The 22,372-nt window shown below is 64.6% G+C and carries 22 protein-coding genes, 1 tRNA gene and 1 other RNA gene; 10 read left to right on the top strand and 14 right to left on the bottom strand.

Annotation, left to right across the window (positions count from 1 at the left end; translation table 11 throughout):
• Nucleotides 1-5 precede the first annotated feature (5 nt).
• Nucleotides 6-782 (top strand): DNA alkylation repair protein, encoded by a 777-nt coding sequence (locus NG697_RS02745; RefSeq protein ID WP_374209887.1) that lies wholly within the window; start codon nt 6-8, stop codon nt 780-782.
• A 15-nt stretch (nt 783-797) separates the two neighbouring features.
• On the opposite strand, the gene mptB is transcribed toward NG697_RS02745, so the two are convergent.
• The gene (gene mptB, locus NG697_RS02740) at nt 798-2,354 is read right to left on the bottom strand and encodes a polyprenol phosphomannose-dependent alpha 1,6 mannosyltransferase MptB (RefSeq protein ID WP_252599551.1); all 1,557 of its coding nucleotides are present in this window, start codon (nt 2,352-2,354) and stop codon (nt 798-800) included.
• A gap of 123 nt (nt 2,355-2,477) precedes the next feature.
• Here mptB and orn point away from each other — a divergent pair, with 123 nt between their 5' ends.
• From orn to def, 3 genes are all read left to right on the top strand, one after another.
• Nucleotides 2,478-3,110, top strand: coding sequence for an oligoribonuclease (gene orn, locus NG697_RS02735; protein ID WP_082575783.1), 633 nt, complete (start codon nt 2,478-2,480; stop codon nt 3,108-3,110).
• 129 nt (nt 3,111-3,239) lie between these two features.
• Nucleotides 3,240-3,312 (top strand) — tRNA-His (locus NG697_RS02730).
• 116 nt (nt 3,313-3,428) lie between these two features.
• Nucleotides 3,429-4,001 (top strand): peptide deformylase, encoded by a 573-nt coding sequence (gene def, locus NG697_RS02725; protein ID WP_252599552.1) that lies wholly within the window; start codon nt 3,429-3,431, stop codon nt 3,999-4,001.
• A gap of 9 nt (nt 4,002-4,010) precedes the next feature.
• On the opposite strand, the gene NG697_RS02720 is transcribed toward def, so the two are convergent.
• The 4 genes from NG697_RS02720 to rnpB all read right to left on the bottom strand — a co-directional run bounded on the left by NG697_RS02720 (nt 4,011) and on the right by rnpB (nt 7,348).
• Nucleotides 4,011-4,808, bottom strand: coding sequence for an HNH endonuclease family protein (locus NG697_RS02720; protein ID WP_252613568.1), 798 nt, complete (start codon nt 4,806-4,808; stop codon nt 4,011-4,013).
• Between the two features lie 125 nt (nt 4,809-4,933).
• Nucleotides 4,934-5,137, bottom strand: coding sequence for a hypothetical protein (locus NG697_RS02715; protein WP_252613566.1), 204 nt, complete (start codon nt 5,135-5,137; stop codon nt 4,934-4,936).
• A gap of 77 nt (nt 5,138-5,214) precedes the next feature.
• Nucleotides 5,215-6,693 carry a glyceraldehyde-3-phosphate dehydrogenase gene (locus NG697_RS02710; RefSeq protein WP_308293026.1) on the bottom strand — a complete coding sequence of 493 codons (1,479 nt, stop codon included), beginning with the start codon at nt 6,691-6,693 and terminating at the stop codon, nt 5,215-5,217.
• 268 nt (nt 6,694-6,961) lie between these two features.
• Nucleotides 6,962-7,348, bottom strand: an RNA gene (gene rnpB, locus NG697_RS02705) — RNase P RNA component class A.
• Between the two features lie 56 nt (nt 7,349-7,404).
• Between rnpB and NG697_RS02700 the strand changes: the two genes are divergently transcribed.
• Nucleotides 7,405-8,169, top strand: coding sequence for a YaaA family protein (locus tag NG697_RS02700; RefSeq protein ID WP_252601531.1), 765 nt, complete (start codon nt 7,405-7,407; stop codon nt 8,167-8,169).
• A gap of 60 nt (nt 8,170-8,229) precedes the next feature.
• Here the strand turns inward: NG697_RS02700 and NG697_RS02695 are convergent, their stop codons facing one another.
• Nucleotides 8,230-8,985 carry a zinc ribbon domain-containing protein gene (locus NG697_RS02695; RefSeq protein ID WP_252609452.1) on the bottom strand — a complete coding sequence of 252 codons (756 nt, stop codon included), beginning with the start codon at nt 8,983-8,985 and terminating at the stop codon, nt 8,230-8,232.
• Between the two features lie 127 nt (nt 8,986-9,112).
• Complete coding sequence (locus NG697_RS02690) at nt 9,113-10,036, bottom strand: Nif3-like dinuclear metal center hexameric protein (RefSeq protein WP_252601535.1); 924 nt, start codon at nt 10,034-10,036, stop codon at nt 9,113-9,115.
• Between the two features lie 99 nt (nt 10,037-10,135).
• Between NG697_RS02690 and msrA the strand changes: the two genes are divergently transcribed.
• The 3 genes from msrA (at nt 10,136) to epsC (ending at nt 12,284) form a co-directional block, all read left to right on the top strand.
• Nucleotides 10,136-10,660, top strand: a complete 525-nt coding sequence (gene msrA, locus NG697_RS02685) for a peptide-methionine (S)-S-oxide reductase MsrA (protein ID WP_252601537.1) — start codon at nt 10,136-10,138, stop codon at nt 10,658-10,660.
• Nucleotides 10,661-10,724: 64 nt separating this feature from the next.
• Nucleotides 10,725-11,660 (top strand): cysteine synthase A, encoded by a 936-nt coding sequence (gene cysK, locus NG697_RS02680; protein WP_058932137.1) that lies wholly within the window; start codon nt 10,725-10,727, stop codon nt 11,658-11,660.
• A gap of 39 nt (nt 11,661-11,699) precedes the next feature.
• Nucleotides 11,700-12,284 carry a serine O-acetyltransferase EpsC gene (gene epsC / locus NG697_RS02675; protein WP_252601539.1) on the top strand — a complete coding sequence of 195 codons (585 nt, stop codon included), beginning with the start codon at nt 11,700-11,702 and terminating at the stop codon, nt 12,282-12,284.
• A gap of 16 nt (nt 12,285-12,300) precedes the next feature.
• On the opposite strand, the gene NG697_RS02670 is transcribed toward epsC, so the two are convergent.
• Together NG697_RS02670 and gnd are read right to left on the bottom strand one after the other, a co-directional pair.
• Nucleotides 12,301-13,134, bottom strand: a complete 834-nt coding sequence (locus NG697_RS02670; protein ID WP_252601540.1) for an oxidoreductase — start codon at nt 13,132-13,134, stop codon at nt 12,301-12,303.
• A gap of 125 nt (nt 13,135-13,259) precedes the next feature.
• On the bottom strand, nt 13,260-14,696 hold the full coding sequence (gene gnd / locus NG697_RS02665) for an NADP-dependent phosphogluconate dehydrogenase (RefSeq protein WP_104060870.1): 1,437 nt from the start codon (nt 14,694-14,696) through the stop codon (nt 13,260-13,262).
• Nucleotides 14,697-14,868: 172 nt separating this feature from the next.
• Here gnd and NG697_RS02660 point away from each other — a divergent pair, with 172 nt between their 5' ends.
• The gene (locus NG697_RS02660) at nt 14,869-15,597 is read left to right on the top strand and encodes a FadR/GntR family transcriptional regulator (protein WP_252601543.1); all 729 of its coding nucleotides are present in this window, start codon (nt 14,869-14,871) and stop codon (nt 15,595-15,597) included.
• A 42-nt stretch (nt 15,598-15,639) separates the two neighbouring features.
• On the opposite strand, the gene NG697_RS02655 is transcribed toward NG697_RS02660, so the two are convergent.
• The 3 genes from NG697_RS02655 to NG697_RS02645 are packed head-to-tail and all read right to left on the bottom strand — an operon-like array spanning nt 15,640 to nt 18,454.
• Complete coding sequence (locus NG697_RS02655; RefSeq protein ID WP_252613564.1) at nt 15,640-16,743, bottom strand: L-idonate 5-dehydrogenase; 1,104 nt, start codon at nt 16,741-16,743, stop codon at nt 15,640-15,642.
• Nucleotides 16,743-17,513, bottom strand: a complete 771-nt coding sequence (locus NG697_RS02650; RefSeq protein ID WP_252613562.1) for an SDR family oxidoreductase — start codon at nt 17,511-17,513, stop codon at nt 16,743-16,745. The genes NG697_RS02655 and NG697_RS02650 overlap by 1 nt, the downstream gene beginning before the upstream one ends.
• Entirely contained in the window at nt 17,510-18,454 is a 945-nt protein-coding gene (locus NG697_RS02645) for an NAD(P)-dependent oxidoreductase (protein WP_252613560.1), read from the bottom strand. Before NG697_RS02645 ends, NG697_RS02650 begins: the two co-directional genes overlap by 4 nt.
• 73 nt (nt 18,455-18,527) lie before the next feature.
• Here NG697_RS02645 and NG697_RS02640 point away from each other — a divergent pair, with 73 nt between their 5' ends.
• Nucleotides 18,528-19,592: a D-2-hydroxyacid dehydrogenase gene (locus NG697_RS02640; protein WP_308293070.1), complete on the top strand. Its 1,065-nt coding sequence runs from the start codon at nt 18,528-18,530 to the stop codon at nt 19,590-19,592.
• A gap of 218 nt (nt 19,593-19,810) precedes the next feature.
• Here NG697_RS02640 and NG697_RS02635 read toward each other — a convergent pair whose 3' ends face one another.
• Both NG697_RS02635 and NG697_RS02630 read right to left on the bottom strand, forming a co-directional pair.
• On the bottom strand, nt 19,811-21,127 hold the full coding sequence (locus NG697_RS02635) for an MFS transporter (RefSeq protein WP_252610035.1): 1,317 nt from the start codon (nt 21,125-21,127) through the stop codon (nt 19,811-19,813).
• A 215-nt stretch (nt 21,128-21,342) separates the two neighbouring features.
• On the bottom strand, nt 21,343-22,140 hold the full coding sequence (locus NG697_RS02630; protein WP_252613556.1) for an IclR family transcriptional regulator: 798 nt from the start codon (nt 22,138-22,140) through the stop codon (nt 21,343-21,345).
• Between the last annotated feature and the right edge of the window lie 232 nt (nt 22,141-22,372).

Here is a 22,372-nt window from a genome sequence, read left to right as displayed (position 1 = left end):
ACCGAATGTCGCCGAATGACGAATCGCTGGACACGGAGGCACCGGTCACGGATGCTCCGGGTACGGAGACTCCGAACCGCGAGTTGCTGGATGCCGTGCGCGCGGCGCTGCGGGAGCGGACTGACCCGGTGCGGGCCACTGGCGCGCAGGCGTATATGAAGTCCACCCTGCCGCCACTGGGCGTCAGAGTCCCGGAAGTCAGGCGGCTGGCGCTGGCCGCTGCTTCCGTCCACCCCGTTACGTCGGCGGGCCAGTTGCGGGCCACGGTGCTGGAACTCTGGCGCGGCTCCACAGTACGCGAGGAACGCTATGCGGCCATTGACCTGACAAGCCTCCGGTTGGTGGCCCGTGACCAGCTGATGCTCCCGGTCTATGAGGAGATCATCCGCACCGGCGCGTGGTGGGATTTCGTGGATGGGGTGTCGCATCGTATCGGCGGGCTTCTTCAGGCCCACCGGCCCATGATGACCGAACTCCTGCTGGCCTGGAGCACGGACCAGGACTTCTGGATCCGGCGGTCGGCCATCACCTCGCAGTTGAAGGCCAAGGCCAGCACGGATCAGGACCTGCTGCGGGCTGTCATTGAGCCGAACCTGGCGGACCCGGAGTTTTTCATCCGGAAGGCCATTGGCTGGGCGCTTCGTGAATACGCCAAAACGGACCCGGAGTGGGTACACGATTTCGTGGTGGAAAAGGGTACGCGGTTGAGTCCGCGGTCCCGGAAGGAAGCCTTGCGGCATCTGGAACAGGGCACGACGGCGGGAATCACCGGCGCCGGATAACCGCGCCTGCGGAGACTAGATAACGGGGCGTTCGGTCACCGGTTCGGCCGACTTCCGGAAAAGCCCTTTGGTGTCTGGATCCATGAAGATCAGGTACATGGCAAAAAGCAGGCCGGTAATCGCCGCCGCGAAGCGGGCCAGGACCAGGGCAAGTCCCAGGTCCTCGGTCTGGAGGTAGGGAAATACCTCCAGCTGGTCAGAAATGGCGTAGATCATGAAGAACGATACGATGAAATACAGGGCCTTGACCTGCCAGTCATTGCGGATGCCTGTCACCGCGAACAGCGGGATGAGCCACACCACATACCAGGCCTGGATCATCGGCGCCAGCACCACAATGGCCGCAAAGCCCAAGGTGAGGCGGCGGATCAGCCGCTCATGCTCACCCCTGAATATCTGGAAGGCGACGATGCCTACGGCAAGTATTTTGCCGGCGTCGAACACCCAGTCGGCGAGCGTCCACCCGTCGAGGCCGAAGGCGTTCGAAACGGAAGCGACCATCAGCCCCACCAAGCCCACCGGCGCGTACCAAATGAAGAGGCTGCCAGGGGCGGACAGCCCATTGATCCAGCCGAAGCCGAACCCGTTGACGAGGCTCAGGCCGTACAGAATGGCCAGGCTCAGCCCTCCGGTCAGTCCCCAGAACAGGAATTTCCGCGGCCAGCCGGCGTTCTTGCCTGCCCAGATCAGGCCGATGAACGGCAGGAAAACGATGGTGATGGGCTTGACGGCGATGGAAAGGGTGACGAGGACTATGCCCAGCACCACGCGCCTGGTGGCCGCGTAATACAGCCCGGCAAGGGCCAACCCGATCATGAGGGCGTCGTTGTGGACGCTGGCGATGAAGTTGGTGAGGAACAGGGGGTTGGCCGCGGTGAGCCACAAGGCGCGGTGCGGATTGACGCCGTGAAGCTCGGCCAGCTTGGGCACGTAGATGACACAGAGGACCACACCAAACAGCGCCACGAGCCTGAAAAGCATCACGCTGGCCTCGGGCTGGACGTTGGTGGACCAGACCACAAACTGCTCGATCCACAGAAACAGCTGGCCGTACGGCACGGGAGCTTCAGTCCACTGCTTGTCGGCGCCAAGCTGGAAATAGTTGGACAACGCCGAGATGCCGTTCTCGTAGGGGTTGAACCCCTCCACCATCAGCCTGCCCTGACCAATGTAGGCATACACGTCGCGGCTGAAGAGCGGGACGGTGAACATCAACGGCAGGCCCCATGCTGCGATGGCCTGCAGCGTTGCCTTTCGCGCCGCCGGCCCCCATACGCGGACCCGCTGGCCGAGCCTCAGCCAGGAGCGGACCAGGAGCATGCCGCCTACCGCAACCAGCACGATGGCCAGGGCAACGCCGATGGCCTCCGTCCGCATCCAGATAAAGATCGGTACGCGGCGGAGTTCGGAAACGGGGGCCAGCCAGCCGACGCCGAGGGATCCGAACACCATAAGCACCGAGCCGACAAGACCGGCAAGGATGGGGGACCTGGCGTTATCCACTTCTGCCGCACCGGGCTCCGGGATCACGCTGGCCGCCATCTCCCCCGTTGCAGGCACAGGCGCCGTCATCTTAGGATCGTCCAATCTCTTTACACTTCGCGCAGACACCGCACAGCGGCAAAATCCTCGCCCCATGTACCCGAAATCCTAGCATCGGACGGTTGCGCCGGAGCTAAACGGTAGGCTGGTCCGGTGCCTATATCTAACGAACGCATCGTCTGGATCGACTGCGAAATGACCGGCCTGGACATCAAGAACGACGCCCTGATCGAGGTGGCGGCGCTGGTGACGGACTCAGAGCTCAACATTCTCGGCGACGGTGTGGACGTGGTGATCAAGCCTGAGGATGCGGCCCTCGCCCAGATGAACGACTTCGTGAGGGACATGCACACCCGGTCCGGGCTGCTCAAGGAACTGCCGCACGGCAAGACCATGGCCGAGGCCGAAGCCGCCGTGATGGAATACATCGAAAAGTGGGTGCCGGACCCGCGCAAGGCACCGCTGGGCGGCAATTCCGTGGGGACCGACCGCGTCTTCCTCTCCCGCGACATGCCGGCCGTTGTGGAGCACCTGCATTACCGCGTGATCGACGTGAGCACCATTAAGGAACTCTCCCGCCGCTGGTTCGCCCGGGCTTACTTCCAGTCCCCCGCCAAGAAGGGCGGCCACCGCGCCCTGGGTGACATCCAGGATTCCATCGACGAGCTCCGCTACTACCGCGAGGCGGTTTTCGTTCCGGCTCCGGGGCCTGACAGCGCCACGGCCCGTGAAGTCGCCCAGCGCATCACTGCCTCGCCGGGCACAGCAGGTATTCCGAAAGAGTAATCTGCGCCACGTTTGGCGGAAATTTTCGCTAAAAGCCCAAAAATGGCGCAAGCACCCTCAAACAGCAGGTAAGCTATTTGAGTTGCCTTTCCAGAGCACCGGACTACCGGGAAATCTGTGGGGCGCATGGTGGGCTTAGCTCAGTTGGCAGAGCGCCTGGTTGTGGTCCAGGAGGTCGCGGGTTCAACCCCCGTAGCTCACCCTCATAGGGCGGCAGTGAAAGCCGTCCATTTGGAGGCCGTACCGGATATCCGGTACGGCCTCCATTTTTTTGCATAACCGCCGGCGCCACGCCGCACGCACGAAGGGCCGCCTGACATGACAGTTCTGCCAATCACCGTCTGGGGTGAACCGGTGCTGCACCGCCGCGCCGCCGAGGTGGAGGTTTTCGACGACGAACTGCGCACCCTGATCGCGGACATGTTTGAAACCAACGAGGCCGCCAACGGCGTGGGCCTGGCGGCGCCGCAGGTCGGTGTGGGCAAAAGAATCTTTGTGTACAAGTACGCCAATGACGACGGCGCTCCGCCCATCGGGGTCCTGGTAAACCCGGTACTGACCCTGTCCAAGATCTCTGGCGCGCTGCCGGACCCCGAGGAAGAGGAAGAGGGCTGCCTCTCCTTCCCCGGCGGCGCATACCCGCTCAAGCGTGCGGAGTGGGCGCGGGTGGAAGGATTTGACGGCCATGGGCAGCCTGTGGAGTTCGAAGCGACCGGATGGTTCGCACGGGTCATCCAGCACGAATACGACCACCTCGACGGAAAGCTCTACGTCAACCGGCTGATTGACCGCTATGCACGGAAGGCCATGAAACTGGCCAAGAAGAGCGGCTGGGGTGTGCCCGGCCTGACCTGGATGCCCGGTGTGGATCCGGACCCGTTCGGCCACTGAGCCGACGCATTACCTCGCAGTAATGGTTGGCTGGTCCGGGCAGGAGTCCAGGACGCGCTTCATCGCATCCTTCTCCGGCTGCGTGACCCACAGTCCATAGGATGCCTTCACCGAGATCTGGCGGGCCACGTAATGGCAGCGGATGTTTTTGTTCTTCGGCAGCCAGGTGGCGGCGTCGCTTGCGCTCTTCTGCTGATTTGCAGGACCGTCCGCGGCGATGAGGTTTAACGGATCGTTGGCCAGGCTCTGGCGCTGCTGCGGGGTCAGCCCCTGTGCGCCTTTCTGCCACGCGTCACTGAGCGCCACGACGTGATCGATCTGGATTTCCTTGCTGCTTTCCGGGCCACGCCGGAACAACATGGCTTTGCCCGTGTACGGCTCATGGATGGACCCTGACACTACCTTGCATTTGGAACCCTCCGTGAAGCCCACAGCGGTGAGGTCCCTGCGGAGGATGTCATTGCGGGTGTCGCAGCCGTTCCGGTCCACGTCCAGCCAGGCCTGCCCGAAGGCCTCCCGCTGGTAATTGTCTTTGGGAGCCCGTCCCTTGACGGAAAGCCGCTCGAGGGCGGTCAGGGCACTCCCCTGCGGTACAGCGTGCACCGGGATCACGGGCTTCATCCAGGTCCCGTCGAAAACAGGCGCCTCGCGGGGCCCGGCGATTGCCGGTTCTGCCACAGCGAACTGGCCCGCGGTGAAAAACCACCCCGCGGAGCCCACTGCCGACACGGCCAGCACCGCCAGTAGAGCCCAGGCCTGCCTCGAGCGGCGGCGGGCACGGCGGTAGGCACGCCAGCTGACGGTCATGGGCAACCGGCTCTTCCTGAAATGTAATGCACCAGAAGAGCCTAGGCCACCCCACTGACACCCATGCGGTTATCCACAATGGGGAGGACGAGTGGCCCGGGACATCCGCCTACTGCTATGGCCGGCTACTGCTCCCGGACTACACGGCGCAGGTCTTCTTCGGCAACCTGAAGGAGCCCTGCGAGCTGGCGCACGCGGTCGTCGCCGACGTCGCCGGAAGCCCGGGACGCGCGGGCCTGCTCCAGGAGCCTGATGGCCTCTTTGTGGTTGGCCCTGGCGACGTCGAGGGCGTGTTCAAGGGTGGTCTCGTGGAGAGTTTCGTTATCCATGCCACCAGTGTGGTCCCGATTCCCGGCTGATTCCAGCGAACCAGCCGGGAATGTCCGGCAGCCAGCCCGCAAACGGCCTAGACGGCGATTGCGGCCAAGGCCGCAGCGGCCTCCTTGGCGGGGAACGCCTGCGGGTTGACGCCGGCCATCTCTTCCATAACCCGGACTACCTGGCAGCTGTAGCCGAACTCGTTGTCGTACCAGACGTAAAGAATCAGGTTCTTGTCGTTGGAGATCGTGGCGAGGCCGTCAACGATGCCGGCACGGCGCGAGCCGACGAAGTCCGTGGAAACAACCTCAGGCGAATCGATGTAGTCAATCTGCTTGCGGAGGTCCGAATGCAGGGACATCTGACGCAGATAATCATTCACCTCATCCTTGGTGGTGCCGTTTTCCAGGCTGAGGTTCAGGATCGCCAGCGAGACGTCCGGCGTGGGGACCCGGATGGAACTGCCCGTGAGCTTGCCCAGCAGTTCGGGCAGGGCCTTCGCCACAGCGGTGGCCGCACCGGTTTCCGTGATGACCATGTTCAGCGCGGCGGAGCGGCCCCGGCGGTCGCCCTTGTGGAAGTTATCGATCAGGTTCTGGTCGTTGGTGAAGGAGTGGACCGTCTCCACGTGGCCGTGGATCACACCGAACTTGTCGTTGATGGCCTTCAGGACCGGGGTAATGGCATTGGTGGTGCAGGACGCCGCGGACACGATCTGGTCCGTGTCCTCGATGGTGCCGTGGTTAATGCCGTGCACGATGTTCTTCAGCGCGCCCTTACCCGGGGCAGTCAGGAGAACGCGGGCAACGCCCTTGCTCTGCAGGTGCTGGGACAGGCCCTCAGCGTCGCGCCAGCGGCCCGTGTTGTCCACCACCAGGGCGTTGTGGATGCCGTACGCGGTGTAGTCGATCGTGGCGGGGTTGTCCGAGTAGATGACCTGGACCTGCACACCGTTCGCGGTGATGGTGTTGGCGTCCTCGTCCACGCGGATGGTTCCCTCGAAGGAGCCGTGGACCGAGTCGCGGCGCAGAAGGCTGGCGCGCTTGGTGAGGTCCTTGTCCGAGCCGCGGCGCACCACGATGGCACGCAGGCGCAGGCCGTGGCCGCCGCCGGCCTTTTCGATGAGAAGGCGCGCCAGCAGGCGGCCGATCCGGCCAAAGCCGTAGAGCACAACGTCGGTGCTGGTGCGGTCATCGCCACCACGCCTGCCTACTACCTCGGCAAGCTCGGCGCGGAGGAACTCTTCCAGGGTGGCGCCGTCGCCTTCTGCCTTGAACTTCTCCGCGAGGCGGGCGACGTCGATGGCCGCCGCACCTAGCTCCAGCTGAGCCAGGATGTTCAGCAGCGGTGCGGTCTCTTCGAGCAGGAGCTCGGTGTTGCTCATGCGGCGGGCGAAACGGTGCGCCTTGAGGATGTTCATAGTGGACTTGTTGATCAGGCTGCGGCCGTGAATGCTGGTCACCACGTTGTTTTCGCGGTACAGCCGGCCAATCACCGGAATCATGGCCTCGGCGAGAGCCTCCCGGCCCATCCACGTATCAAGACAAGAATCTGACGTCTGGCTCACAGAACTACCTTCCTCGGTTCAGCCGCATACGTCGTCGTACGCGGTTGGCGGCCACCTGATGTTGTCCAGGGGCTCTGGCACCGGCAGGATGCGGTCCATCCCGGGTGCCGTGGAGAAGCGTAAAGAAAAGCCACCGGCTGCGAACGCAGACCCGGCGGCAGAACTTCTACGTTCGCTCTCTATTCTAGGCTGGAGCGACACCGCGGACCGCCGCAACCGGCGTGAAATCACTCACATGCGGGGCGCGTCGGTGCCCGGCGGGTGGTGTTGGATGGGTTGACCGATACGCCGGGTTCTGTGCTCCCGTGCCGTTACCAGCGCGGGAGTAGCGGCCATCCATCTACGGACGCCGTTGCCGACGCCCTCCAGCGGCCTACCCGGACACTCGGGCGGGCAGCCCTCAAACGTGTCCTGTCTGGCCTTGCTCCGGGTGGGGTTTACCTAGCCTTCCCGGTCACCCGGGAAGCTGGTGGTCTCTTACACCACCGTTTCACCCTTACCTGCTGAGCTTCCGTTGCCGGAAGACGCAGGCGGTCTGTTCTCTGTGGCACTGGCCTGCGGGTTACCCCGAGTGGGCGTTACCCACCACCCTGCCCTGCGGAGCCCGGACGTTCCTCGAGCCACTTGCGTGACGCGCGGCCGCCTGGTCAACCCATCCGCAGCCAGTCTACCGCCGGAAGGAGGCCCCTCAGTCGCCGGTAGGATCGTACGGTGCTGATTCTGCTTCCCCCCTCCGAAGGCAAGACCCCCGCAGTCCGCGGGTCCGCCGTCGACTGGCCGTCACTGAGTTTTCCTGAACTCAACACCTACCGGGCCAAGGTCCTGGAAGCGCTGGGGACGGTGAGTGCACATGAGGATGCCCTCGCGCTGCTCGGCGTCGGCGCATCACTGCAGGACGACGTCGAACGCAACACCCGGCTCCACGCCGAACCGGCGGCCCCTGCGCACCAGATTTATTCGGGCGTTCTGTACGACGCCCTCGGCTACAAAACGCTGACCCCGGCGCAGCGCCGGAAGGCCGATGGTTCGGTGCTCGTGATCTCGGCCCTGTGGGGTGCCATCCGCTTCGCCGATCGTGTGCCCGCCTACCGGCTGTCGATGGGAACGGCACTGCCCGACGTCGGCCGCCTCGCCTCGTTCTGGAAGCCGCAGCTTTCGGAAGCCCTCGCGGAGTCGGTGTCCGGGCATCTGCTCGTGGACTGCCGCTCCAGCACGTATGCCGTGGCATGGGCACCACCGCCGGCTCAGACGGTGGCCATCAACGTGTTCACCGAGGTCAACGGGGTGCGCAAGGTGGTCAGCCACTTCGCGAAACACACGCGCGGCGAGCTGGCACGGCACCTGCTTGCCCGCCGCGGCAACGCCCCGCAGACCCCGGTACAGCTGCTGAAGGCCGCGCGCGAGAAATGGGACGCGGAGTTGGTTGACGGTTCAGCGCGGAAACCGCACGCCCTGAACATCATCCTTCCCAACTAAGTAGCACTAACTGTCGTTTTGAACGTTCAAAACGACAGTTAGTGCTACTTACATGGGCTGCTAGGCAGTTGGGGCGGGGGTGTTCCACTCGGCGGAGCGCACGAGGATGGCGCCGGAGTCCGGGCAGAACACAATGTCGTCTTCGGCGGCGGCCTTGATTTCTGCGAGGTCTCCGGGGCTCAGCTTCATGCCGGAGGCTTCAGAGGTTCCGTGGAACAACCGGGCGGCGCCCACTCCCCGCTTAGCGAGCGTCTTTTCGTAAATAGCCAGCATCCCGGCGTCGAGTCCTGCAGCGAATTCGGCACGCTTGCCGCGGACAACGGTCGCTTCAGCGGCCACCTCGGCCAGGGCCTCATCGAGTTCGGCGCGGATGCCTCCGAACGAGCCCTGGACGTTGTCCACGATGAGCTGCTGGGCAGCCTGGCGCTCGCGCAGCGAATCCAGGCGTTCCAGGACTTCCAACTCCACGTCTTCAAGGTCGGACCGGCGCTTGTTGAGGGAGGCAATGTCCTTCTGCAGGGCCACGAGGTCCTTTGACAGCCCTGTTCCGCTGTTGAGCCGGGCTTCGTCGCGTTCGATGCGGGAGGCGACCTGTTCGACGTCGGCCTCGGCGCGCTTCAGCTCGGCCTCGGCGTCATGGACGGCCATCTTGGCGGAGCCGAGTTCACCGTTGGCGACGGAAAGGGCTGACTGCAGGTCCTCGATCCGAGGATCAGTTTCCAGGGCGCGACGGCGGTTGGAGAGGGACTTGAGCTTTGCGTCCAGCCCCTGCAGTTCGAGCAACTTCAACTGTTCCGCCGGTGCTGCCTTGGCCACTATTTACCTCCGCTAAATCCAATCCGGCCGAAGCCGGGCACCGTATCGGCGCTCTATAGACTCTAGCGCCTAGCGTGCTCCCCAGGCTCGACAGGTCCCCACCGGCTCCGGAGTTCGCACGCCAGGCTTAGCCCGGCGTCAGAATGAAGTCCCACGGATCGCTGTTGGTGGTACTTACCTGGATCTCGACGTCGTGGCCCTGATCGGCGAGCACATTGCCCAGTGCCGACGCAGCGGCGGGCAGCCAGAGCCATTCGCTGGCGAAGTGCGAAACGTCAATCAGGTACGGCCGGCCGTTCACTGCCGCTTCCCGGGCTTCGGACGCCGGATGGTGCCGGAGGTCGGCGGTGACATAGACGTCGGCGTTGTTGGCCCGCACTTCGTTAAACAGGGAATCCCCGGCCCCGCCGCAAACCGCAATACGCCGCACCAGCCCATCCTTATCCCCGGACACGCGGACTCCCCCGGCCACCGACGGCAGGATGCCGAACACCCTGGCTGCGAAATCGCCCAGGCTCATCACGTCCGCCAGATCACCCACGCGTCCGATGCCTTCCTCGGGCAGGCCGTTTGCGGCAACGGTCAGCGGGACAACGCCCTCCAGTCCCAGCGCATCAGCCAGGACGTCGGAAACGCCCCCGACGGCGGAATCACCGTTGGTGTGAACGGTCAGGAGAGCGGTGCCGGACTCGATGAGACGGTGGATGGCCTGCCCTTTGGCAGTGGTGGCGGCCACCGACGTGACGCCTTTGAGGAGCAAGGGGTGGTGGGTGATCAGGAGCTCGGCACCCCATTCCACGGCTTCCTCGATCACCGTGAGCGTGGGATCAACGGCGAACATCACCCTGGTAACGGGCGCTGAGGGGTGGCCGGCCACGAGCCCAACTTCGTCCCAGTTTTCGGCCAGGGACTCGGGCCAGAGTTCCTCGACCGCCAGCAGCACCTGGCCCAGCGTGGGAGCAGCTGGACCATCCGCTGCAGCGTCCTCCCCGGTAAGGGTGCCGTCGTCGTGCTTGTCCGCATCTGTAACGCCGGTGTTCACAGGTTCCATAGTCTCATTTTTACCCCATGGAGCCATCTGGCCCGCATGTGTCACAGTCTCGTAAGGTGGTCAGGGAATCATCCGGGGCACTCAACCATTGAAGAGGTCATGAAAACTTTTGTTCTTGGTGGAGGCTGCTTCTGGTGCCTTGACGCCGTTTACCAGATAACCAAAGGCGTCAGCTCGGTGGTTTCCGGCTATACGGGCGGCCACGACCCGTACCCCGACTACTACTCCGTCTGCGGCGGGACCACCGGCCATGCCGAAGTTGTGGCCGTCACCTTTGACGAGGCCGTCATTCCGGCCGAGGTCATCCTGGACATGTTCTTTGCCCTGCACGATCCCACCACGCTCAACCGCCAAGGGTACGACGTCGGCACCCAGTACCGCTCGTCCATGTTCTATGAGACCACCGAGGAGAAGATTCTCTTCGAGGAAGCCATCGAACGGAACCAGGCGCTGTGGTCGCACCCGATTGTGACCGAGGTCAGCCGGCTGCCGCGGTTCCATGCCGCGGAGGAGGTCCATCAGGACTACTACGCCAAGTATCCCGAGCAGGGCTACTGCCAGGTGATCATCAATCCCAAGCTCGCCAAGGCCAGGAAATATTACTCTGCATGGCTTAATGCTTAGCAGCGCCGCTCAGCCATCGTTAGGCTGACCTCAGCATTCACTCTTGAGAGATAGGCATATCTACATGGCACGGATCTATGACGATGTAACGCAGTTGGTCGGCGGCACTCCGCTGGTCCGCCTGAACCGGCTCACCGAGGGCCTGGGCGCCACTGTGGCCGTCAAGCTGGAGTTCTACAACCCGGCAAACAGCGTCAAGGATCGCATCGGCGTGGCCATCGTTGACGCCGCCGAGAAGTCCGGCGCCCTCAAGCCCGGCGGCACCATCGTTGAAGGCACTTCCGGCAACACCGGCATCGCCCTGGCCATGGTGGGCGCTGCCCGCGGCTACAAGGTCATCCTGACCATGCCGGAGACCATGTCCACCGAACGCCGCGTTATGCTGCGCGCGTTCGGTGCCGAAATTGTGCTGACCCCGGGTTCCGAGGGCATGCGCGGCGCCGTGGAAAAGGCCCAGGAAATCGTGGCCAACACGGAGAACTCCATCTGGGCCCAGCAGTTCGCCAACGAGGCCAACCCTGAGATCCACCGCACCACCACCGCCGAGGAAATCTGGTCCGACACCGACGGCAAGGTGGACATCTTCGTCGCCGGCATCGGCACCGGCGGAACCGTCACCGGCGTCGGCCAGGTCCTGAAGGAACGCAATCCTGACGTCCAGATTGTGGCCATCGAACCGAAGGACTCCGCCATCCTGAACGGCGGCGCTCCCGGGCCGCACAAGATCCAGGGCATCGGCGCCAACTTCATCCCGGAAATCCTGGACACCAACGTCTACGACGAAGTCCTGGACGCCACCCTGGAGGATTCCGTCCGCGTCGCCCGTGAACTTGGCGTCAAGGAAGGCATCCTCGGCGGCATCTCCTCCGGCGCCATCGTCTGGGGTGCCCTGGAACTTGCCAAGCGTCCGGAGAATGCCGGCAAGCTGATCGTGGCGGTTGTCTGCGACTTCGGTGAGCGTTACATCTCCACCGTGCTCTATGACGACATCCGCGGCTGATCAGTCCGTTGTCGCCCCGTTTCCTGTAGAAAGAACTTTGTGGGCTTTTTCGCAAGACTGAAGGAAGACCTCGACGCCGCCCGGTCACACGACCCGGCGGCTCGAGGTTCTTTTGAGAACTTTTTCGCCTATTCGGGGCTGCACGCCATCTGGATCCACCGGCTGACGCACCGTATGTGGCAAAGCCCGGGGCTGCGGTTCCCGGCGCGGCTGGTGTCGCAGCTGGGCCGCTTCCTGACCGGAATCGAGATCCATCCCGGCGCCACGATCGGCCGGCGCTTCTTCATCGACCACGGTATGGGTGTGGTCATCGGCGAGACCGCCGAAATCGGCGAAGACGTGATGATCTATCACGGCGTCACGTTGGGCGGCCGCTCCCTGGCCAAGGTCAAGCGCCACCCCACCATTGAGGACCGGGTCACCATCGGTGCCGGGGCCAAGATCCTGGGACCCATCACCATCGGCCGGGACAGCGCCGTGGGCGCCAACGCCGTGGTGGTCAAGGACGCGCCGCCGGAATCGATTGTCACCGGAGTGCCCGCCAAGTGGCGCCACCGCGATGCCCAGCGCGAAACCAAACCCGCAGTGGATCCGGCCGAGTACGACATCGAATACCGGATCTGATCCGTTACTGCAGCCTCTACCCGGCAACACGCTTCAGGACTGCCATGACCACCGCGTCATAGATCCGGTCCGGCAGGACGCGCCGCAGGCCCAGAATGGCTGCCGCTCCCCTGCCCACCGGATACCGGGTCCGGGGACGCGCAGCCGTGGCCGCGTGCAGTACAGCCGCAGCAATCACCGCTGGCTGCGTTGACGTCTCCGGCCTGTCCGTGGACGCCAGGACATCCGCCATGTGCTTTGCCTGGGCGGCGTACGGCCCCTCGCCGCTGCTGGCCAACAGCCCGTCAGCGGAAATCCGGCCCCATTCGCTGAGCGTACTTGCCGGTTCAATAACGGCGACGTCGATGCCGTGCGGCTTGAGTTCCAGCCGCAGCGCATCGCTCATGCCCTCAACGGCGAACTTCGTGGCGTGGTACCAGGCACCGAGGGGTTCGTAGAATTTTCCGCCGATGGACGAGATGTTGATGATCCTGCCCCGGCCCGCACTCCGCATGGCCGGCAGGACCAGCTGGGTCATCCTGGCAAGGCCAAAGACGTTCACTTCGAATTGGCGCCGGCCTTCGGCCAGGTCCACCTGTTCCAGCGCCCCGTAGGACCCGTAGCCGGCGTTGTTGACCAGAACGTCTATCCGCCCTCGTTCTTCCAGGACACGGCCGACGGCGGCACGCATCGAGTCGTCGTCCGTCACGTCCAGTGCCAGGACCTGGACGCCCAGCGCTTTCAGCGGCTCCATCCTGTCCACGCGGCGGGCGCCAGCGTAGACGATGAAGCCATGGCTGCTGAGCTTCTTCGCCGCCTCGAAGCCGATACCCGTGGAAGCTCCCGTAACAAATGCGACTGGCTTGGGCATTCTGACTCCTTGGTATGGACGGACACCGCGGCTGCTGCCGGAAACGCCAACGGCCGGCAGCTCCCAGAATATCCGGGAAGTGCCGGCCGCAGGGTTTGCAGCTTGATGCAATCAGAGCATGGGGATTAGTGCGTGTCCACTGCTTCGATTTCAGACTTGTCCTCGCCCCACAAGGTGTGGAACGTGCCCTCAGCGTCGACGCGGCCGTAGGTGTGCGCGCCGAAGAGGTCACGCTGGCCCTGGATCACTGCGGCCGGCAGTCGCTTGCGGCGCAGGCCGTCGTAGTAGGCCAGTGAAGAGGAGAAGACCGGCACGGGGATGCCGAGCTGGACGGCGGTGGAGACCACGCGGCGCCATGCCGGCAGGACCTCGGCGATGGCCTTGGTGAACGCCGGGGCGAACAGCAGGTTGGCCGGCTTATCTTCGGCGGCGTAGGCGTTGGTGATTTCCTTGAGCAGCTCTGCACGGATGATGCAGCCGCCGCGCCACAGCGAAGCGATCTCGTCCAGCTTGAGGTCCCAGCCGTATTCCTTGGCTGCTGAGGTCAGCATGTCCAGGCCCTGGGCGTAGGAAACCAGCTTGGACGCGTACAGCGCCTGGCGGACGTCCTCAACGAAGGTATCTGGAACGTCGACGGCAATTTCCTCACCGGCGAGTAGTTCCTGGGCGATCTTGCGCTGCTCGGACTGCGATGACAAGGCGCGGGCGAAGACCGACTCGGCGATGCCCGACGTCGGGGAACCAAGCTCCAGCGCGGAGATGACCGTCCAGCGTCCGGTGCCCTTCTGGCCTGCGGCATCCACCACAACATCTACGAACGGCTTGCCGGTGCGGGTGTCAACGTGGCCCAGGACCTCGGCGGAGATTTCGATCAGGAAGGAGGCGAGTTCGCCCTTGTTCCACTCTTCGAAGATCTTGGCCTGGTCAGCGGGTTCGATGCCGGCGCCGGAGCGGAGGAGGTCGAAGGCTTCGCCGATGACCTGCATGTCGGCGTATTCGATGCCGTTGTGGACCATCTTGACGAAGTGGCCGGCGCCGTCGGTACCGATCCAGGCACAGCAGGGCTTGCCGTCGACGTGCGCGGAGATCTTTTCGAGCAGCGGGCCGAGGGCGTCGTAGGACTCCTTGGAACCACCGGGCATGATGGACGGGCCGTTCAGGGCACCTTCCTCACCGCCGGAGACGCCGATGCCGACGAAGTGCAGGTCCTTCTTCGCAAGCGCGGCTTCGCGGCGGCGGGTGTCCTCGTAGTGGGAGTTTCCGGCGTCGATGATGATGTCGCCGGCTTCCAGCAAGGGTTCAAGCTGCTCGATGACCGAGTCAACCGGCTTGCCGGCCTTGACCATGATCAGGACGCGGCGGGGCTTCTCCAGCGAGTCAACAAGTTCCTGCAGCGTTTCGGTCCGGACAAAGTCGCCGTCCGTGCCGTGCTTTTCGAGCAGCGCGTCGGTCTTTTCAACAGACCTGTTGTGCAGGGCAACGGTGAAGCCGTTGCGGGCCAGGTTGCGGGCCAGGTTGGCGCCCATCACCGCAAGGCCGGTGACACCGATGTGTGCAGACATCAAAACTCCAATTTCGTTGTGCAATGGATGTGCAGATGGCTCCGCGTTCGCTGCGAAGCACGCTGTCACGAACCGATGGATCCTAATAAAGCATATATATTCAATCGGCTTGAGGGAAGCGGTGCCCACTTTGTGGAACGGGCCCAGTCAATCCCAGTTTAGGCTTGAGTCCATGTCGACCAGCCTGCACCACCGTGCCATCGAGAACCTAGGCACCCGGATCATCACGGGCGAGCTGCCCACCGGACACATTATGCTGGCCGAGCACCTTGAGGAAGAACTGCAGGTTTCGCGTTCCGTGGTCCGCGAGGCCGTGCGGGTCCTTCAGTCCCTGGGCCTCGTGGAAACCACCAAGCGGGTGGGGATCCGCGTGCTGCCGCCGAGCCGCTGGAACCCCTTCGATTCCCAGGTCATCCGCTGGCGGCTATCCAGCGACGCCCGCGGCGCCCAGCTGCGTTCACTGATCGAACTGCGGTCCGCCGTCGAGCCCGCAGCTGCCGAGCTGGCCGCGAACAATGCCCCGGCACAGCTCCGGCGTGAGCTGGTGGACATTGCCCATGCCCTGCGCGACGCCGGCCACTCCGGGGACGCGCAGAAGTTCCTGGAGCTGGACATCGCCTTTCACTCGGTCCTGCTTTCCGGATCGGGGAACGAAATGTTCGCCAACCTGATGGGGCAGGTGGCGGAGACCCTGACGGGGCGCACGGTCCACGGACTAATGCCGGACCACCCCCATGAGGGGGCGCTGCAGTGGCACGTCGATCTCGCCGAAGCGGTTGCCGCCGGGGACGCCGCCACGGCCCGGGCCGCTTCTGAACAGATCATGCGCCGCACCACATCCCGGCTGTCCGGAACGTGGACGGACCAGCCCCGGGTGTTCCTTCCCGTCCGCCGGAGCTGACAACGCCCAGAACCAGCCAGAACCAGGGCGTCCTTTATCGTGCTATTCCGGTTGGAAGTTGAGGAGTACTTTTCCTGATGTGGCGGAGTTCCTGGCTGTTTCGAAGGCTTCCAGGCCTTGGCTGAGGGGGTATTCGTGGGTGATGACGGGGCCGATGTTCAGGGTGCCGTCGGCGAGGGCTGTGATGACGTCGTCGATTTCGTTGTTGAAGCGGAAGGATCCGCGCAGGTCCAGTTCCCGGGTGATGGCCAGGGAGATCAGGACCGGCTGGGGTCCGGTGGGCAGCAGCCCGACCATGACCACGGTACCGCCGCGCCCCGCGCCCTGAATGGCTGAGGCCAGGCCGTGGTGGCTGCCCGAGGACTCGATGACCACGTCGGCCTGCACCGCGGCGATCGCGTCCGTATCCCCGGCCTGCAGGGTGTGATCCGCGCCGACGGCGGCGGCGATCTCCAGCGGTTTGGCATGGACGTCGACGGCGGTGATCCGAACCGCGCCGGCACGTCTGAGGACCGCGACGGCCAGGGCGCCGATCGGGCCGCAGCCGATCACCAGCACACTCTTGCCGGCCACGTCCCCGGCACGTCCGACGGCGTGCCAGGCCACCGACGCGGGTTCGATCAGCGCCGCGGTCCGCAGATCAAGACCGGCCGGGAGCGCCCGCAACATCCGGGACGGCAGGTTCACGTACCGGGCGAACGCCCCGTCGGTGTGCGGGAACCGTGCCGCGCTGCCCAGATACGTACAGCCCGGGGACAGGTTGGGCCGGTCCGCCGGCCACCGCACCTCCCCCGCACCCGGACCCGGGGTGGCCGGATGGACCGCAACCGGGGTGCCCGCGGCCGGGCCGGTCCCGTCCGCCGCGGCCCGGACCACGGTCCCGGAAATCTCATGCCCCAGCACCAGCGGCGCCCTCAGGACGGACTCCCCCGCCGCCCCGTGCAGCCAGTAATGCAGATCCGACCCGCAGATCCCGCCATAGGCAACCTCCACCACGGCCTCGTCCGCGGCCGGTGCACCCAGCGGGACCTCCTCGATCCGCAGATCCCCCGCCGCATGCGCCACCACCGCCAAACCCGACACCGGCACCCCGGAACCAAGCAGGGCTGTTGCTTCGGTCCCCTGAGCCACTGCTGAAGCGCCCATCAGACCACCACCGTCATTCCGCCGTCGATAAAGATCGTCTGCCCGTTCACAAAATCCGACCCGTCCGAAGCCAGCCACACCGCCGGGCCCGCCAGGTCCTGGACCGTGCCCCACCGGTGCGCCGGGGTCCGGCCCAGAATCCAGGCATTGAACTGCTCATCATCCACCAGGTTCTGCGTCATCTCCGTGTGGATGTAGCCCGGGGCGATCCCGTTGATCTGCAGCCCGGAGCCCGCCCACTCCGCCGTCATCGCCCGGGTCAGGTTCCGCAGCCCGCCCTTCGCCGCCACATACGGGGCGATCGTGGGCCGGGCCAGGTCCGTCTGCACCGAACAGATATTGATGATCTTGCCCCTGCCCCGCGGGATCATGTGCCGTGCCGCCTCACGCCCCACCAGGAACGCGCCCGTCAGATCCGTCCTGATCACCCGCTCCCAATCCGCCACATCGAGCTCCAGCATCGGCACCCGGTGCTGGATCCCGGCATTGTTCACCAGGATCTGCAACGGACCCACCTGCTCCTCCACCCACGAAACACCCCGGGCAGCCTCGGCATCACTCGTGACATCAAACGCGACACCATGCACCCGCCCCGGCGCGAAGTCCGCGGCCATCGCCGCCTCCGCCGCCTTCAACCGCTCCGCATTAATCCCGTTCAACACCACCGTCGCCCCGGCATCAGCCAACGCCCGCGCCAACGCGTTGCCAATCCCCCGGCTCGAACCCGTCACCAGGGCAACCCGCCCCGTCAAATCAAAAAGTCCACTCATGGTGCGGCTGTCCCTTTCGTTGCGGCATCCACAGGTTCCGCGATATCGGTGTTGTCGCTCAGATTCGAAATGGCCTGGCGGACCACGGCAAGGTCCCGATCGCCAAGGCCCTGGCGCTTGAGTTCGGCGTAAAGCTCGACGGCGGCAGCCGCCATCGGCACGGCAGCGCCGGCCGCCCGGGCTGATTCGAGCACAAAAGACAGGTCCTTATGCATGAACTTCGCCGGGCCTGTCGGTGTGTAGTCCTTCCGGGCCAGACGCGGTCCCACGTTCTCCAGCACACGGCTGCCCGCAAGGCCGCCGGCCAGGACGCCGAAAAGCGCCGCTGGATCCATCCCGGAGCGCTCGGCGAGCTCGGCCGCTTCGGCGAGCGCCGCCGTCGTGGTTCCAACAATGAGCTGGTTGCAGGCCTTGGCGAGAGACCCCGCGCCCAGTGGGCCCATGTGCCTGACGGTTGTCCCCATCGCGTTGAAGAAGGGCTCGAGCCGCCGGAAGTCGTCCGCGGTACCGCCAGCCATGATGGCCAGGGTGCCGTCGGCGGCGCCCTTGGTCCCGCCGCTGACCGGGGCGTCCACCACAGTGGCGCGGCCGTGGCTTGCCGCGTGGACCCGTCGCCCGAAGTCCTGGACCTTCGCCGGTGAAACTGAGCTTGCGACCACTACGGCAGTGCCGGCGTGCGGCGGATTCGCATCCCAGCTCGCCAGCAACCCCGCCGAGGCCTCCTCGATGAAGGACAGGTCCGGGAGCATAAAGGCGATGATTGGCAGGTCCCGCAGGGATGTAACGTCGGGCGCGGAGTGGCCACCCTGCGCCACGAATTCCTGGAGGGGAGCTTCGGATCTGTTCCAGGCGGTGACCGCCCAGCCGGCGCGGACCAGATTCGCTGCCATGGGCAGCCCCATCAGCCCCAGGCCTACAAAGCCCGCTGTTCTGTCTTCCATATCTAGGCCTCGACTCACATCGTTGTGTGGTTAATGAAGGGAAATCTGTCCAATATCCTAGCCGCTATTCAGTATGATGAACACTATGACGACTCTAACCACCGTCGCGATCGCCGTCCCGCTCGAAGCAGAGCTGGTGGACCGCATCCGCGCCGTAGACCCCTCCGTAACTGTCCTCTATGAGCCGGACCTGCTTCCGCCCGAGCGTTTTCCGGCCGACCACTCCGGGGATCCGGACTTCAAACGGACTCGCGCGCAGGAGGAGCAGTACTGGGCCATGCTCAACAAGGCGCAGGTTCTGTACGGCCTGCCCAATGAGAGCCCCTCGGGCCTTGCCCGCATCGCGAGCGAGAATCCACGGCTCCAGTGGGTCCACGCGATGGCCGCCGGCGCCGGCGGTGCCGTCAAGGCCTCCGGGCTGGACCAGAAAACACTCCTCAAGTTCAAGGTGACCACCTCCGCCGGCGTCCATGCCCTGCCGCTGGCAGAATTCGCTGCGCTGGGAATCCTCAATGGCTTCAAGCGCAGCGCCGAGTTGGCCCAGGACCAGGCCGCCAAGGTGTGGCCCGAGCTTCGGACCCCCACCCGTCTGGTCAGCGGTTCCACGCTGGTTGTGACCGGCCTGGGCGAAATCGGCCTGGAGACCGCCCGGATCGCCCGCGCCCTGGGCATGACGGTCAGCGGCACCAAGCGGAATGTTGAGCCGATCGAAGGAATCGAGCAGGTTGCCGGCAACGACGGACTGGCCGGGCTGCTCGCCTCGGCGGACGCCGTCGTCAATACGCTGCCCGGCACGCCGTACACGGAGAAGCTCTTCAACCGTGAGGTGTTTGCCGCAATGAAGCCGGGAACGGTTTTTGTGAACGTGGGCCGCGGCACTGTGGTGGACGAGGACGCCCTGCTGGAGGCCTTGGACAACCGCCAGGTCTCCTACGCCTGCCTTGATGTCTTTGCCGTGGAACCGCTCCCCCAGGACAGCCCGCTGTGGAAACACCCCAGGGTCATGGTGTCGCCGCATACCTCGGCGCTCAGTGCCGCGGAGAACCGCCTGATCGCGGAGCGCTTCTGCAGCAACCTGCGCACGTTCCTCGACGGCGGCGACCTCCCCCACCTGGTGGACCCGGTCCACTTCTACTAAGGCGCAGGCCCCGGCCCGCACTACAGAGCCCCTGCCGTGGATCCTGGAAACAGGAATCCGCAGCAGGGGCTCTTTTGTGTCAGGCGGTTGTGTCCGCGTACTGTCAGCGGCGAATTAGTTACGTACTTACGCTGAGCAGCGGCGCCCAATTAGCGAGCGGCACGGAAATAGGCCGCCTCCCCATCAAGGGGAGGCCGCCTATTGCATGGGTGGAGTGCCTAGCGTGCGTCCTCCACCAGGATCAGGTCCCGGCCGTTGGTTTCCGGGGTGAAGAAGGTGGTGCCGAAGGAGATCAGCGCCAGGACCAGGGAGTAGATGGCGGGAACCAGCCAGGAATGGCCTGTCGCAGCCAGGAGGGCCACACCGATCATGGGTGCGAATCCGCCGGCCAGGACGGCGGAGAGTTCACGGCTCAGCGCCACGCCGGTGAAGCGGTGCTGGGAGCCGAAGAGTTCCGGCAGCATGGCGCACTGCGGACCGAGCATGGACTGCACGCCAAGTGAAATGCCCACCACCATGACCACCCAGACGAGGGTGACGTTGCCGAGCGTGACCAGGTAGAAGGCCGGCAGGGCGATGACGGCCTGAAAGAGGGCGCCGTAGCGGTATACAGGAACGCGTCCGAAGCGGTCGGAAAGGGCGCCGAAGGTGACCACCATGACCGCTGCGAATCCAGCGGCAATGAGGAGGCCGGTGGGGCCAATGAACTTGTCGCCGGCGAAGATTCCGGCGGGCATGCTGATGAAGGATACCAGGAGGGCGGAGTAAATGGAGGAGTTTCCGTTTTCTCCCATCCGCAGGCCGATGCCGATGAGCACGTTCTTCTTCGAGTGCTTCCAGATCTGCACGACGGGGTTCTTGACCACGGCCTTGTGCTTTTCCAGTTCCTGGAAGACCGGCGTTTCCTTGAGCCGGAGTCGGATGAAGACCGCGATGACAATCAGGATGACGCTCGCCAGGAACGGAACGCGCCACAGCCAGCCCTGCAGTACTTCCTTGTCCGCCAGTGCCATCAGGGCGAAGGTGCCTGCGCCGAGCAGGGTGCCCAGCTGGATGCCGACGAACGGCAGTGCGGCGAAGAATCCACGACGGCGGCGCGGGGCCACTTCTGAGATCAGGGTGGTGGCGCCTGCCTGCTCGGCACCGGCGCCCAGGCCCTGAAGGATCCGAAGGGCCACCAGGAGCACTGCGCCGACCATTCCCGCCTGTTCAAAGGTGGGCAGGAGCCCAATGGCGAAGCTGGCCATGCCCATCAGGCCGATGGTCAGGATCAGGACCATCTTCCGGCCGAACCGGTCACCGATGTAGCCGAAGACGATGCCGCCGAACGGCCGGGCTGCGAAGCCCACACCATAGGTGGCGAATGACGCGATCACGGCGCCGCTTTCCCCCAGCGGTGAGAAGAAGAGCGGCCCAAAGATCAAGGCCGAGGCGAGGCCGTAGATGTAGAAGTCGTAGTACTCCAGTGCGGAGCCTACCGAGCTGGCAAGGGTTGCCCTTCGCAGCTGCTCCGGATCGACGGCGGCGCCGTCCATGTCAGTCTGCGGTGATTTAGTACGAGTTGTCACAACAACTCCCTCAAAAACACTCCAGGCCCCCGTTGGCCTGGTGGGATAGCGAGGACACTCCGTGGTGTCGATCACTATATTGAACAGAGTACAGCAAGTTGAACACGCAGCAAGTGGTTGACGGATGTTTTGTTCACAACCGGGGTGATGAACGTTAAATAGGGCCGCCAGAGCGGGGGCACTCAGCCCATGGGGTTGCCCAGGGACCGCGCCAGCTCGTTCAGTTCCCTGACCATCTGGGAACCCTGCTCCGCGGAGTATGTGGCCTTCGGGGCCGTGACTGACAACCCAAGGCTCGGGCCGTGGGCGCCGCGCGTAGGCACGGCCACAGCCAGGCAGACCACTCCAGTAGTGGATTCCTCATCTTCGAACGCATAGCCCTGTTCACGGATGGTTGAGAGCTGTGCCTTCAATTCGGCCCCGGTGCGGAGGGACTTCGGGGTCAGCACCGGAAGTTGGGCGTCATCGGAAAACATTGCGTCGACGTCGTGGTCATGAAGGCGGGCAATCAGGGCCTTGCCCACGGCACACAGGGACACCGGCATCTTGTCGCCGATGTTGGACGTCAGGCGGACCGCCGGATGGCCCTCGTAGCGGGCCAAATAGATCACGTTGGTTCCGTCCAGCATGGCTATTCGTACCGTCTCCCCGGAAAGGGTCGGCGCCTGCTCGCAGAACCGGTAGAACTCCTGTACTTCGTCGAGCCGGCTGAGATAGGCGGCTCCGAGTTCCACGAGCTTGCGGCCCAGCGTGAATTCGGCGCCCTGGCGGCTGATCAGCCGGGCTTCTTCCAATGCCAGCAACAGGTTGGAGGTGGACGACTTGGGGATACCCAGCTCGCGGGCCAGATCGCTCAGTGTCAGCCGCCCCGTCGCAGAGGCTGACAAGGCGTCCATGACGGCGGCGGCACGCGTGACCGCCGGCGCCGGCGATGTGCTCCCCAAACCCTCGGAGGAGCGGGAAGTGCGGGAATCGGCCATGATTCTCCTTCGATCGGCACGCCGGGGCGCGTCGCGTAGATGCGTTCATTCTGCTGAACAGTAACCATCATAATGGCTTAGCGGCGATTCAGGGCCCGGGCCAAGGCACCGTCCACCGCGCCCCGCACCCCGGTTCGCGTGGCATTTGTTTGTTTCAGGAAGTTCACGGTATATTCATTTCAGACCCTCCACCGCGGCATCCCCCAATAGTCGCGGTGGAGGGTTTTCCAAT

Source organism: Pseudarthrobacter raffinosi (assembly GCF_023913835.1).
GTDB lineage: Bacteria > Actinomycetota > Actinomycetes > Actinomycetales > Micrococcaceae > Arthrobacter > Arthrobacter raffinosi.
Note: the sequence above shows the minus strand (reverse complement) of the source record. Positions and strands in the feature narration are given on the sequence as shown.